This window comes from Streptomyces sp. NPDC090045 (genome assembly GCF_044747975.1).
Taxonomy (GTDB): Bacteria; Actinomycetota; Actinomycetes; order Streptomycetales; family Streptomycetaceae; genus Streptomyces.
Map to the genome: position 1 here is coordinate 385,552 of NZ_JBIVFA010000008.1, position 13,423 is coordinate 398,974.

The 13,423-nt window shown below is 73.5% G+C and carries 10 protein-coding genes; 4 read left to right on the top strand and 6 right to left on the bottom strand.

Translation table 11 applies throughout. The features are described 5' to 3' along the window. Positions 1–27: 27 nt before the first annotated feature. The 5 genes from ACIPYQ_RS23220 to ACIPYQ_RS23240 all read right to left on the bottom strand — a co-directional run bounded on the left by ACIPYQ_RS23220 (position 28) and on the right by ACIPYQ_RS23240 (position 5,147). Entirely contained in the window at positions 28–1,620 is a 1,593-nt protein-coding gene (locus ACIPYQ_RS23220) for an ABC transporter permease subunit (RefSeq protein WP_401254195.1), read from the bottom strand. Then, entirely contained in the window at positions 1,617–2,411 is a 795-nt protein-coding gene (locus ACIPYQ_RS23225; RefSeq protein ID WP_361753868.1) for an ABC transporter ATP-binding protein, read from the bottom strand. The genes ACIPYQ_RS23220 and ACIPYQ_RS23225 overlap by 4 nt, the downstream gene beginning before the upstream one ends. 8 nt (positions 2,412–2,419) lie before the next feature. Beyond that, complete coding sequence (locus tag ACIPYQ_RS23230) at positions 2,420–3,454, bottom strand: ABC transporter substrate-binding protein (RefSeq protein ID WP_401254200.1); 1,035 nt, start codon at positions 3,452–3,454, stop codon at positions 2,420–2,422. Between the two features lie 41 nt (positions 3,455–3,495). After that, positions 3,496–4,053 carry an NADPH-dependent FMN reductase gene (gene ssuE / locus ACIPYQ_RS23235; RefSeq protein ID WP_401254203.1) on the bottom strand — a complete coding sequence of 186 codons (558 nt, stop codon included), beginning with the start codon at positions 4,051–4,053 and terminating at the stop codon, positions 3,496–3,498. 95 nt (positions 4,054–4,148) lie between these two features. After that, the gene (locus ACIPYQ_RS23240; RefSeq protein ID WP_401254205.1) at positions 4,149–5,147 is read right to left on the bottom strand and encodes a TauD/TfdA dioxygenase family protein; all 999 of its coding nucleotides are present in this window, start codon (positions 5,145–5,147) and stop codon (positions 4,149–4,151) included. A gap of 1,440 nt (positions 5,148–6,587) precedes the next feature. On the opposite strand from ACIPYQ_RS23240, the gene ACIPYQ_RS23245 reads away from it, so the two are divergent. After that, positions 6,588–7,700, top strand: coding sequence for a MerR family transcriptional regulator (locus ACIPYQ_RS23245; RefSeq protein ID WP_401254208.1), 1,113 nt, complete (start codon positions 6,588–6,590; stop codon positions 7,698–7,700). A gap of 14 nt (positions 7,701–7,714) precedes the next feature. Here ACIPYQ_RS23245 and ACIPYQ_RS23250 read toward each other — a convergent pair whose 3' ends face one another. Continuing rightward, the gene (locus ACIPYQ_RS23250; RefSeq protein ID WP_401254211.1) at positions 7,715–8,212 is read right to left on the bottom strand and encodes a hypothetical protein; all 498 of its coding nucleotides are present in this window, start codon (positions 8,210–8,212) and stop codon (positions 7,715–7,717) included. 217 nt (positions 8,213–8,429) lie between these two features. Between ACIPYQ_RS23250 and ACIPYQ_RS23255 the strand changes: the two genes are divergently transcribed. The 3 genes from ACIPYQ_RS23255 to scpA all read left to right on the top strand — a co-directional run bounded on the left by ACIPYQ_RS23255 (position 8,430) and on the right by scpA (position 13,420). Beyond that, complete coding sequence (locus tag ACIPYQ_RS23255; protein ID WP_401254214.1) at positions 8,430–9,053, top strand: hypothetical protein; 624 nt, start codon at positions 8,430–8,432, stop codon at positions 9,051–9,053. Positions 9,054–9,374: 321 nt separating this feature from the next. Further along, positions 9,375–11,240: a methylmalonyl-CoA mutase family protein gene (locus ACIPYQ_RS23260; RefSeq protein WP_401254217.1), complete on the top strand. Its 1,866-nt coding sequence runs from the start codon at positions 9,375–9,377 to the stop codon at positions 11,238–11,240. Further along, positions 11,237–13,420, top strand: coding sequence for a methylmalonyl-CoA mutase (scpA, locus tag ACIPYQ_RS23265; protein WP_361753852.1), 2,184 nt, complete (start codon positions 11,237–11,239; stop codon positions 13,418–13,420). Before ACIPYQ_RS23260 ends, scpA begins: the two co-directional genes overlap by 4 nt. Positions 13,421–13,423 lie beyond the last annotated feature (3 nt).

Below are 13,423 nucleotides of genomic sequence, written 5' to 3' on the forward strand. Positions count from 1 at the left end.
CGGCGGGGTGGTCAGGCGGGGTGGTGGTCAGGCGGGGACGCGCCAGGTGCTGAGGCGGCGTTCGATCGTGACCAGCAGCTGGTTGAAGGCCACGCCGATGGCGGAGATGGTGACGATGCCCGCGTACATCTGCGGGATCGCGAAGTTGAACTGCGAGGCGTTGATCAGATAGCCGAGGCCCGCCTTGGCGCCGATCATCTCGGCGGCCACGAGGACGAGGATGGAGACGGCGCCGGCCAGCCGGATTCCGGTGAAGACGGCCGGTACGGAGGCCGGCAGGATCACCTTCTGGAACAGGCGGGGCGTGGAGAGGTCCATCGACCGGGCGAGCCTGATCAGGGTGGGGTCGGCGTTCCGGACGGCGCTGATGGTGTTGAGCAGGACGGGCCAGAGGCAGGCGTAGACGACGATCGACACCTTCGAGGTCTCACCGATGCCGAGGAGCAGCACGAAGACCGGGAGCAGCGCGAGGGCCGCGGTGTTGCGGAAGACCTCCAGCAGCGGGCCGAGGAAATCGGCGAGGGGCCGGTACCAGCCGATGAGCAGGCCGAGCGGGACCGCGACGGCCACGGCGATGCCGAAGCCGCCGAAGGAGCGGATCAGGCTGGCCTGGGTGTGGTCGGCGAGCTGGCCGTCGCCGGCCAGCTCCCACCAGGCGACGGCCACCTCGCTGATGGGAGGCAGGAAGGTGGCGTCGACCAGGCCGGCGCGCGGGGCGATCTCCCAGAGGGCGACCAGGGCGAGGATCGCGGCGGTCCGCACGGCGACGGCCTTCAGCGCGCGTACGACGACGAGCGCGGCGGCCCTCGTCCGGACGGGGGCGGATGCGGGTGCCGGGGCCGGCGCCTTGAGGGCAGGGGCCCCGTCGGGGGCGGCGGGGGCGGTCCCCGCGCCCGGGGCGGCCCCGGCCGGGGCCGGGGGCCCGTCCTCGGCGGATTCGGCCGGGGCCGGAGCTCCGGCCTGGGCGGATTCGGCCGGGGCGAGGGCGGATGCCGGGGCCCCGGACTTGAGGGCGGGGGCCCCGTCCGGGGCGGACCCGGCAACGGCGGGAACCGTACCCGCGACCGGGGTGGACCCGGCGGTGGCAGGGGCCGCGTCCTGGCCGGATTCAGCCGGGGCAGGGACCGCAGCCGAGGCGTCGCCCGGGGCCGGGGCGGGTGCCGGGGCCCGGGTCTTGAGGGCGGGGGGCCCGTCGTGGACGGCGGTCCCGGCAGCGGCGAGGGCGGACGGGGCGGACCCAGCGGGGGCGGGCGCCGAGGCCGAGGCCCGGGTCTTGAGGACGGGAGGCGCGTCCTGGACGGCGGTCCCGGCAGCGGCGGGGGCGGTTGGGGTGGACCCGGCCGGGCCCGGGGTGGGAGCGGCGGTGGCAGGGGCCGCCTCCTGGGCGGAGTCAGCCGGGGCTGGGACCGCAGCCGGGGCGTCGCCCGGGGCCGGGGCGGGTGCCGGGACCCGGGTCTTGAGGGCGGGGGACTCGTCCTGGACGGCGGTCCCTGCAGCAGCGGGGGCGGTCGGGGCGGACCCGGCCGGGGCCAAGGCCGAGGCAGGGACCGGGCTCGGGGCCTGGGTCGGGGTGGTGGGGGTTGGGGGGGTCAGGGGGGTGGTGTCGGTTCCGGTGGTCATGCGGCTGCCGCCTCCTTCTCCAGTTGCTGGGCGCGGGCCACCTCGTCGTGGAGGAGGTTCCAGATCTCGTGCCGGTAGCGGGCGAACTCCGGGCTGGACCGCAGGGCCTCCCCCAGCAGTCCGTCGCGGTCGCCGAAGGAGACCGGGACGACCTCCTTGACCCGGCCGGGCCGGGAGGTCATGACGGCCACCCGCTGCCCGAGGTAGACGGCCTCCTCAATGCCGTGCGTGATGAAGACGACGGTCTTGCCGGTGCTCTGCCAGATGCGGCGCAGCTCGTCCTGGAGGGACTCGCGCGTCTGCGCGTCGAGCGCGGCGAACGGCTCGTCCATCAGCAGCACGTCCGGGTCGTACGCCAGCGCGCGGGCGATGGCGACGCGCTGGCGCATGCCCCCGGAGAGCTGGTGCGGGTGCCGGTCCTCGAAGCCGGTCAGTCCGACCAGGTCCAGGAACTCCTTCGCCCGGGCGGCGCGTTGCCGGCGCGGCACACCGGTGGCCTCCAGGCCGAACTCGACGTTGCCCTGGGCGGTCCGCCACGGCAGCAGCGCGTACTGCTGGAAGACGATGCCCCGGTCCAGGCCGGGCCCGGTGACCGGCTTGCCGTCGAGCAGGATCCGGCCGGCCGTCGGGGCCGCCAGGCCGCCGAGGAGGTCGAGGAGGGTGGACTTGCCGCAGCCGCTGGGGCCGACGACCACGAGGAACTCCCCGCTGCGGATCTCCAGGTCGATGCCGTCGAGGGCGGTGAAGTCCCCGAAGGTCTTGCGCACGTCCTCGAACACGATCTTCGTCATGGCGGCCGTCACCCCTTTCCGTGCGCGTTGAACTCGTTGGTGTAGAGGTCTGCGGCCTTGAGCTGGCCCTGCTTGATATCGCCGCGCTCACCCAGCCAGTCGAGCCAGAGCTGGAACTCCTTGTCCTCGATCCGGCCGCCCGTCTCGGCGACCCCGTACGAACGCCAGAACTGGAGGGTGGCGGTGTCCTCGTTGCGTCCGCGCTTCTTGACGATCTCGGTCTGCCGGGCGATGACCTGCTCCCGCGGGGTGGTGCGGGCCCACTCGATGGCCTTGGCCACGCCGGTCACGAAGGTCCGTACGGTGTCCGGGTTCTCCTTGATGAACCGTTCGGTCATGATGTAGGAGCCGGCGCTGAACTTGCCGAGCAGGTCGTAGTCGCTGAACAGCGGTCTGATCCCGCCGGCCGCCACGGCCTTGTCGCGCAGGACGCCGCCCAGCACGCCCACCTCGATCTGCTTCTGGCGGAGCGCCTGATCGGTGTTGACGGGCGGCACGACGAGCGACTCGACCTTGGACGAGTCGGCCTTGGAGATGCCGTTGCGGCTCAGGTAGATGTCCAGGACGGCCTGGGAGTGCGCGCCCAGGGTGTTCATGCCGACCTTCTTGCCGAAGAGGTCGCGGGCGGAGCGGATCGGGCTGTCCTCGAGGACGTAGTAGCCGCTGTACGCGTGCTCGTCGACGCCGTAGTAGGAGATGACGGCCTTGATGGGGGCCTTGCTGGAGGCGAGTTTGACGATCGCTCCGTTGAAGGCGCCGCCGAAGTGGGTCTGGCCGGTGGCGGCGGACTGGATGTCCTGGGGACCGCTGATGGTGTTGCCGACCCACTCCAGCTTGAGGTCGCCCAGGTATCCGAGGTCGGCGGCGAGTTCGGGGAGCGTGACCGCACCGACCGAGCCCTGGTACTTCAGGGTCTTGACCTGCGCACCGGATCCGCCGCCGTTGGCGGTGGCCGTGCCGCAGCTCACCGCGGCCGCCGAAATGCCGAGCAGGGTGAGGAACTGGCGCCGGGAAGTGCGGGTCGAGGTGAATGCTGCGGGCATGACGGGGTCCTTGTCGGTGCGGGGTGCGGGGTGGCGTGGTGTTACGGAGCGGTGGTGAGCGCGGCGGCGGGCGCGGTGCGCAGGGCTTCGGCGAACTCGTCGACCGCCTGGAAGAGGTCGAGCTCGGCCTCGGGCCGCAGCCGGTCCGGGCCGGATCCGCGCTCGACGGAGGAGTCCAGGACGAACCGGCCGGCGGTGACGTGCCGGGCGCCGAGGGCGGCGAGCACGGGGCGCAGGGCGTAGTCGATGGTCAGGACGTGGGCGAGGCTGCCGCCGGTGGCCAGCGGCAGGATCGTTTTGCCGGCCAGGCCGTCCTGCGGGAGCAGGTCGACGAAGGCCTTGAGCAGGCCGGTGTACGAGGCCTTGTAGACCGGGGTCGCGATGACCAGGCCGTCGGCCTCGGCGACGGCTTCGAGCGCCCGGCGGATCTCGGGCTCGCCGCGGCGGGCGGCGAGCAGGTCGGCGGCGGGGAGCTCGCGCACGGCCAGGTGGGCGGTCCCGAATCCGGAGTGGGACAGGCGGCGCAGCACATGGTCGGCGACGACGGCGGTACGGGAGTGGGCGGAGGGGCTGCCGGTGATGGCGAGCAGGTGGGGCACGGGGGCTCCTTGGGTGACGTACGGGAGCGGGCGGGACGGGGTGGTGCGGGGCGGGGCCGGGTCGGTCAGGGCCGGGTCGGGTCGGGTCGGGGCGGTCAGCCGGAGGTGGAGCCGGAGCCGGAGGTGGAGCCGGAGCCGGAGGTGGAGCCGGAGCCGGAGGTGGAGGCGCCCGACGGGATGCCGAAGGCGGGGTCCGGGACGGCCTCCGGGCTGAGCAGGCGGGAGGGCTCGCCGTCGGGACCGACCGGGACGTCGCCGTCGACGGTGACGCGGCGCAGGGTGCGCTCGTGGTCGTCGGAGTCGTCCACGCCGTAGTGCTGGGTGGCGCGGTTGTCCCAGATCGCGACGTCACCCGTCTGCCACTGCCAGCGGACGGTGTTCTCGGGGCTCTCGATGTGCGATTGGAAGAGGTCCTGGAGGACGCGGGAGTCGCGGCCGGTGAGGCCGTTGATCCGCTGGACGAAGTTGCCGAGCAGCAGGGTGCGTTCGCCGGTCTCGGGGTGGACGCGGACCACGGGGTGCTCGGTGAGGAACTTGGTGGAGGTGAACACCTCGCGGTACTGGGCCAGGGCCTCGGGGAGGGCGTCGGGCTTGAGGGCGGCGTAGTCGTACTCGTTGGAGTGGACGGCGCGCAGGCTGTCGGCGAGGGCGCGGAGCGGCTCGGGGAGGTGGGAGTAGGCGGTGGCCGTGTTGGCCCAGAGGGTGTTGCCGCCGTACGGGGGGATGGTGACGGCGCGGAGGATGGAGAAGGCGGGGTAGGCGGGGACGAAGGTGACGTCGGTGTGCCACTGGTTGGCGCGGGCGCCGTGGTGGGAGTCGATGCCGAGGGCGTAACGGCCGTCCGCGGAGGGGACGGTGGGGTGCGCGACCGGCGCGCCGAGCAACTGCGCGAAGGCTTCGTGGCCGGCCTCGTCGAGGTGGTCCTGGCCGCGGAAGAAGACGACCTTGTGCGCGAGGAGGGCTGCGCGGATCTCGGCGACGGCGGCGTCGGGCAGATCGCCGCCGAGCCGTACGCCGCCGATCTCGGCGCCGATGCGGCCGCCGATCTTGGTGACGGTGACGGTGACGGTGGGCGTGGGGAGGGTGGTGGTCATGGGAGCTCCCTGCTGAGGACTGGCTGCGGGCAGGTTCGTGTCCGCAGCGGAGGAAACGGAGGTGCGCGAAGTGGTGTGTGCGGTGCGGGTGGTACGGCGGCGGGTGCCGGCTCCCGAGACCGCGGAGGCCCCTCGGGTGCCCGGGCACGCCGCCCCTGCGTGGCCCGCTCGGCCGGACAGGGGCCCGGCCGGACGCCCCCGGACGTAGCGCCTGTCCCGGATTCCCCGGCCGGACGCCCTACCGCCGGGCGCCGATCCGGTCGGACGCCCCCGCCCGGGCGCTCCCGGGACGGCTCCCCGGCAGGGCGCCGTCCGTGAGACACACAGGTGAGTCGCCTTCCCGCGGGACGCCCTGGCTGCGTGCCGTCCGTGGCACATCCGGGTGGGGCGCTGCCCGGCGGACACCCTGCTGGGCCGCCGACCGGCGGACACCCTGCTGGGGCGCCGACCGGCGAGACACCCCGGGTGGGGCACCGACCAGCCGAACACCCCAGGTGAGGCACCGACCGGCGAGACACCCCGGGTGGGGCACCGACCGGCCGAACACCCCGGGTGGGGCACCGACCGGCCGAACACCCCGGGTGGGGCACCGACCGGCCGAACACCCCGGGTGGGGCACCGACCGGTGGGACCCCCTGGTGGGGCGTCGGCCCGGCCGAACACCCCCGCTAGGGGGAGCCGTCGGGGAGCGCACCGGAAGGGCGTCCTGGGCGGGACGCCGCTCCGGCGGGGTGTACCGCGCCGGTGGGGCGGCTCCCCCTCGGAGAGGCAGACCCGGGTGGGGCGACTCCCCTCGGAGAGGCGGACCCGGGTGGGGTGCCGGACCGGTCGGGCCCTCTGTGGAGGGGCACCGTTCCGGAAGGGCGGCCCCGCTCGGAGCCGGGCCGTGGGGCGTCGTCGCGGAAGGGCATCGCCGGTGGGCGCCGGCCCGGCCGGGCGGCCCCGGTCAGGGGTGCCGGGCCGGGTGGGCGTTCCCGGTGAGGCGGGTCGTCCTGGCCGGGCCTCGTGGTGAAGGGAGGTCCCGGGGGCAGCCGCGCAGGGGCGGGGCGGGGGTCAGGCCGTGGGGGCCGGACAGCGGCCCGGACACTCGCCCGGCTCGGTACAGAGGCCGGGGGTGTGGAGCCGCGTGGCGAGGAGTTCGGTCGCGGACATGGCTCGGAGACTGTCAGCGCCCCGGCCGCCGGTCAACCCCCGCCCGAGGCTCCCGGAGGTGGCCGGAACACACCCCCCGCCGGACCTCGCACACCGGCTTTGATCTGGACTTTCCCTCGGGTCCGTACATCATCCGCAGCGCCGTCGGCGGCCGGAAATCCATGGCTGGATTTCACGACTCCGCAACGCCACCGCCACGCACGCCACCACGCGCGCCGCCCCACGGCAGCGGCGGCGGTTGACCCTCGACCTGGTGGAGGGCCCAGAGTTGCGGGTGTGGAGAGCGAGATGCGCAGCATTGGCGAGATGGCCCGGGACAGCGGGCTGACGGTGAGCACCCTGCGGTTCTACGACGGTGCGGGCGTGCTGGTACCGGCCTGGGTGGATCCGGTGAGCGGCTACCGGTGGTACGGCCCCGAGCAGCTGGAGGAGTCCCGGTTGCTGGCCCGGCTCCGGCGGGCGGGCATGCCGTTGGCGGACATCCGGCTGATTCTGGCCGGCTGGTCCAGCGCGGACACCGACCTGGTGCGCAAGCTGCTGCAGGCACATTTGCGCCGTCTGGAACGGGGGTTGTCCGATGCGCGCGACGAGTTCTCCACCGTCCGAGCGCTACTCGAATGCAGGGAGAATCCGATGACCGTGCTCCGCACCACCGCCGCCACGACGGCCACCGCCACCACCGCCGTCCGGCTGGCCGTTTCCGCCCCCGAGCTGGCCGCCGCGCTGGACGCGGTCCGCTTCGCCGCCGGCACCGATCCGGACCTGCCGGTGCTCGGCGGTGTCCTGTTCGACGTCGAGGGCGACGTGCTCCGCGTCGTGGCCACCGACCGCTACCGGATGGCCGTCGCACGGGCCGGTGCGAGCGGCCACGACGGGCCCCGCGTGCAGGTCGTCGTACCGTCCCCGCTCGCCGACGCGATGCGGGCGCTGCTGAGCGACGGCGCCCCGGTCCGGCTCGCCGTGGACGGCGGCCGGGTGACCCTGGAGGCGGGGGACCGCCAGACGGCCGGCCAGTGCGTCGATCACGACTTCCCCGACTACCGTCGCCTCGTCAGCCTGCCGGCGGGGCGCCGCGTCCTCGTCGATGTCGCGGCCTTCCGGGAGGCGTTGGAGACCGGTCCCGTCCGTGCGGGTGAGGTGCGCGAGGAGGACGGTGTCCCCTGCGACCTCAGCGTGCTCAAGGTGACGGCCGAGGGCGGGGTGACCGTCTGCGAGGACGGCGACGAAGACCCGCACCGCGTCGCCGTCAACCGCGCGTTCCTTCTGCAGGCCCTCGCCGCCGCCGGCGCCCGCGACCGGCTGGTCCTGGAGTTCGGCGCCCCCACGGCGCCCCTGGCGATCCGCCGGACCGACACCGAGGACGCCTTTTCGCTGCTGATGCCCGTCCGTCTGGAGGACTGACCGGTGCGGCGCGCTCAGGCCCCGGCCCAGGTGCGCAGGAGGGACTCCCGCGCGGGTGGCTTCGGCGTGCCCTCCGGGGCGTGCTCGCGGCCCCAATCGGCCAGGGTCCGGGGGTCCGCGGTCCCCGCGACGAAACGGGCGAGCAGGTCCTGGGAGAGGGCCGCCTCCTCGGCGCCGTAGCCGGCGACCGCCGCGTAAGCCGTCACCTCTTCCGGCCCGTTCTCCGTCTCCAGCCGCAGGGTCATCTCGGGCGGCCCCCCGCCGAGGAAGGCGTCGAACGCGGCCGCGACCACCGAGCCGAGGAGTTTCGCCGCGCGGCCCGACGGGCCCTCGACGGGCACGTCCTCGACGACCGCGGAACGCAGCTCCGCCCACCTCCACGTCCGGGAGCCGTCGGGGTCCACCGCTTCCAGCCCGTCGCCGGTCAGACGTACGCAGCCGCCGATGGCACTCGGCGGCGATCCCACGTACACCGCGTCCGGAGTGACCCAGAACAGCCCGACCATCGCCACAACCGACTCCCACCACTCGCACCACTCGCACCGCCGGCCCCGCCCACCACCCGTACCGGCCGGGCGGAACGGACCACCGCAGACACGCCGGGGGCCGGGCCCGTCCGGATGCATCCGTGCCCGCCGGGACGGACGCTGGGAGGGTGGGCCGGGAATCCGCACGTGATCGTCATCGTCCGCCTCCGGCGCCGCCCCCACGTCATGGGAAGTGATCCGCATGGCCGACCGTTCTCGGACGCAGCGCCTTCTGATGCTCTCCGCCTCGGCGGCCCTGGTCGCCGGGGGCGTGCTGCCCGCCGCCCCCGCGTTCTCCGCCGCCCCCGCGTTCCCCGCCGCGCCGGCGGCGTACGTCGGCGCCCAGACCACGGCGCCCGCCGTGGAGTGGGTGACGACCACCGATCCCCCCAGTGGCATCACGGCCGAGCTTCCCGGAAAGGCACAGGTCCGGAAGGCCTCCATCCCCACCGCCGGCGGCGGGACCGTCGAGGGCCGCTCGTACGGGCTGGAGATCCCCGAGGGAGCCATCGGCTTCACCGTCCACGACATACCGGGCGATCAGCTGTCACTCGACGAGGCCCTCAAGGGCCTCACCGGCAAGTACGAGGCACTCGGCGGCGCACCCCTGACCAGCACCGACGTCAGGAAGAAGACGGTTGACGGCCGCCGGGTCATCGACGCGCGACTGTCCACCGTGGAACACGACCAGCGCCTGGTCGGATGGGTCCGCGTGATCGCCGACGACGACCACCTCGTGCAGGCCCTGACCCTGGGCCCCGAGGCGGACGAGAAGACGTTGAAGGAGATGCACGAGCGACTCGTCGACAGCATCCGCATCCCCTGACTCGAGCTCGCGATCGGGATCGGTGATCGGCGCTTCTGTCGGAAGTCTTCAATCCGGCGCTCAGGGTCGTGACGGCGCCGACGGACGTCCCGCGCGGGAGAAGTCCGCAGGAGACCGGGACCGCCGGCACGGACCTCTCGCCCGTCCGTGGAGATCCCCGACGGATCGTGGTAACGCGCGCGGGTCCGTACGTACTCTCCAGTACCGCGGCAACGGTGCTGCTCAGCCCGCTAGTCAAGATCCTTTCAGCATCTCGTGAGAGGGCGAGATCACACCGGACGGTATGGTGCGCCTTTAGCGCCCGCCCCTAGCATTCGAGCCATGACGGTCCTGCCTGACGACGGGCTCTCCCTGGCCGCCGAGTTCCCTGACGCGACGCATGAGCAGTGGCAGCGCCTTGTAGAAGGCGTACTGCGCAAGTCGGGCAAGGAAGCCTCCGGCGAGGCCGCAGAAGACGCGTTGTCCACCCCACTCGAGGACGGGCTCACCACCCGCCCGCTGTACACCGCGCCGCCCGACGGGGCGGCTCCCGACACCGGTCTCCCCGGCTTCGCCCCCTTCGTACGCGGAGGCAGGCCCGAGGGCACCACCGCGAACGGCTGGGACGTGCGCCAGCGCCTCGCCGGCACCGATCCGGTGCGCGTGAACGAGGCGGCCCTCGCCGATCTGGAGAACGGGGTCACCTCCCTCTGGTTCACCGTGGGCCGCGCCGGCCTCCCGGTCGACGGCCTCGCGCGGGCGCTGGAGGGGGTCTACCTGGACCTCGCCCCGGTCTCCCTGGACGCGGGAGCCCAATACGCCGAAGCCGCACGCGAGTTGCTGCGCCTGTTCACCGAGAGCGCGGTGGCCCCCGAGGCCGCCCGGGCCTCGCTGGGCGCCGACCCGCTGGGCCACGAGGCCCGGACCGGCGAGGCGCTGGACCCGGCCGCCGCCGTGGAGCTGGCCCGGGAGGCCGCCGCCGGCTGGCCCGGGGTGCGCGCCCTGACCGTGGACGCCCTGCCCTACCACGAGGCCGGCGGCAGCGCCGCCGAGGAGCTGGGCCTGTCCCTGGCCACCGGTGTCGCCTACCTGCGCATCCTCACCGAGGCCGGGCTGAGCACCGAAGCGGCCCTCGGCCAGCTGGAGTTCCGCTACGCCGCCACCGCGGACCAGTTCCTCACCATCGCCAAGCTGCGCGCCGCGCGCCGGCTGTGGTCCCGTATCGCCGAGGCCTCGGGGGCCCCGGAGGCGGGTGCCCAGCTGCAGCACGCGGTGACCTCGCCGGTGATGATGACCCGCCGCGACCCCTGGGTGAACATGCTTCGCACCACCGTGGCCTGCATGGCCGCGGGCGTGGGCGGCGCGGACTCGGTCACCGTGCTCCCCTTCGACCACGAGCTGGGCCTGCCGGACGCCTTCGCGCGCCGGATCGCCCGCAACACCTCCACCATCCTCCTGGAGGAGTCGCACCTGGCCCGGGTGATCGACCCGGCCGGCGGCTCGTACTACGTGGAGCGGCTCACCGACGAACTCGCGCACGCGGCCTGGGATTTCTTCCGGACCGTGGAGAAGGCCGGCGGCCAGGCCGCCGCCCTGCGCTCCGGGCTGGTCGCCGAGCGGCTCGCCGCCACCTGGGCCGCGCGCTCGAAGAAGCTGGCCAAGCGCCGCGAACCGATCACCGGGGTCAGCGAGTTCCCGCTGCTCTCGGAGAAGCCGGTCGTACGCGAGCCCGCGCCCGCCGGACCCACCGGCGGACTGCCCCGCGTCCGGCGCGACGAGGCGTACGAGGCCCTGCGCGCCCGCAGCGACGCGCACCTGGCGGCGACCGGGGCCCGGCCGAGGATCTTCCTCGCCGCACTGGGCCCGGCGGCCGCGCACACCGCGCGGGCCACCTTCGCCTCGAACCTGTTCCAGGCGGGCGGCATCGAACCCGTCCACGACCCCGTGTCCGTGGACCCGGCGACGGCCGCCGAGGCCTACGCCGCGAGCGGCGCGGACGGCATGGCCGTGCTCTGCTCCAGCGACGCGCTGTACGAGGAGCAGGCCGCGGCGGTGTCCGGGGCGCTGCGCGCGGCGGGCGCCACGACCGTCTTCCTCGCCGGCCGGCCGGGCACCGCAGAGGCTTCCGTGGACGAGTACGTCTTCGCCGGCTGTGACGCCGTCGCCGTGCTGTCCTCCGTTCTCGACCGGATGGGAGTGCCGTCTTGAGCATCCCCGATTTCTCCGAGCTGGCGCTCGGCTCCTCCGCCGCCGGGGTCTCCGAGGAGCAGTGGCGCGCCTCGGTGAAGGAGTCCACCGGCACCGCGGCCGCCGACCTGCTGTGGGAGACCCCCGAGGGCATCGGGGTCAAGCCGCTGTACACCGGGCGGGACCTGGAGGGCCTGGACTTCCTGCAGACGTACCCGGGCGTGGCCCCGTACCTGCGCGGCCCGTACCCGACGATGTACGTGAACCAGCCCTGGACGATCCGGCAGTACGCCGGCTTCTCCACGGCCGAGGAGTCGAACGCCTTCTACCGACGCAATCTGGCGTCCGGTCAGAAGGGCCTGTCGGTCGCCTTCGACCTGCCGACGCACCGCGGCTACGACAGCGACCACCCGCGCGTGACGGGCGACGTCGGCATGGCGGGCGTGGCGATCGACTCGATCTACGACATGCGGCAGCTGTTCGACGGGATCCCGCTGGACAAGATGTCGGTGTCGATGACGATGAACGGCGCGGTGCTGCCGGTCCTCGCGCTCTACATCGTGGCGGCGGAGGAACAGGGCGTCTCCCCCGACAAGCTGGCCGGGACCATCCAGAACGACATCCTCAAGGAGTTCATGGTCCGCAACACCTACATCTACCCGCCCAAGCCCTCGATGCGGATCATCTCCGACATCTTCTCCTTCACCTCGCAGAAGATGCCGCGGTACAACTCGATCTCCATCTCCGGCTACCACATCCAGGAGGCCGGGGCCACGGCCGACCTGGAGCTGGCGTACACCCTCGCCGACGGCGTGGAGTACCTGCGGGCGGGTCAGGCGGTCGGGCTGGACGTGGACGCGTTCGCGCCGCGCCTGTCGTTCTTCTGGGCGATCGGCATGAACTTCTTCATGGAGGTCGCGAAGCTGCGCGCGGCCCGCCTGCTGTGGGCGCGCCTGGTCAAGCAGTTCGACCCGAAAAACGCCAAGTCGCTGTCGCTGCGCACGCATTCGCAGACCTCGGGCTGGTCGCTGACCGCGCAGGACGTCTTCAACAACGTGACGCGCACGTGCATCGAGGCGATGGCGGCGACCCAGGGCCACACCCAGTCGCTGCACACCAACGCCCTCGACGAGGCGCTCGCGCTGCCGACGGACTTCTCGGCGCGCATCGCCCGCAACACCCAGCTGCTGCTGCAGCAGGAGTCGGGGACCTGCCGGTCGATCGACCCGTGGGGCGGCAGCGCGTACGTCGAGAAGCTGACGTACGACCTGGCCCGGCGGGCCTGGCAGCACATCGAGGAGGTCGAGGCGGCCGGCGGCATGGCGCAGGCCATCGACGCGGGCATCCCGAAGCTGCGCGTGGAGGAGGCCGCGGCGCGCACGCAGGCGCGCATCGACTCCGGGCGGCAGCCGGTGATCGGCGTCAACAAGTACCGCGTGGAGAACGACGAGGCGATCGACGTCCTCAAGGTCGACAACTCCTCGGTGCGCTCCCAGCAGATCGCCAAGCTGCGCCGGCTGCGCGAGGAGCGCGACGAGGCGGTCACGCAGGACACCCTGCGGGCGCTGACGAACGCCGCCGAGCGCGGGGACGGCAACCTGCTGGCCCTCGCGGTGGACGCGGCGCGCGCCAAGGCCACCGTCGGTGAGATCTCGGACGCACTGGAGAAGGTGTACGGGCGGCACGCGAGCCAGATCCGTACGATCTCGGGTGTGTACCGCACCGAGGCAGGCGAGTCCCCGTCCCTGGAGCGCACCCGTGCGCTCATCGACCGGTTCGAGGAGGCGGAGGGCCGCCGTCCGCGCATCCTGGTCTGCAAGATGGGCCAGGACGGGCACGACCGCGGCCAGAAGGTGATCGCGTCCGCCTTCGCCGACCTGGGCTTCGACGTGGACGTCGGCCCGCTGTTCCAGACCCCGGCGGAGGTGGCCCGCCAGGCCGTCGAGGCGGACGTCCACGTGGTGGGCGTCTCGTCGCTGGCGGCCGGCCACCTGACCCTCGTACCGGCGCTGCGCGAGCAGCTGGCGGAGGAGGGCCGCGAGGACATCATGATCGTCGTGGGTGGGGTGATCCCGCCGGCCGATGTCCCGACGCTGCTGGAGATGGGTGCGACGGCGGTGTTCCCGCCGGGCACGGTGATCCCGGACGCGGCCCACGACCTGGTGTCGCGGCTGGCCGCGGACCTGGGCCACGAGCTGTAGGCG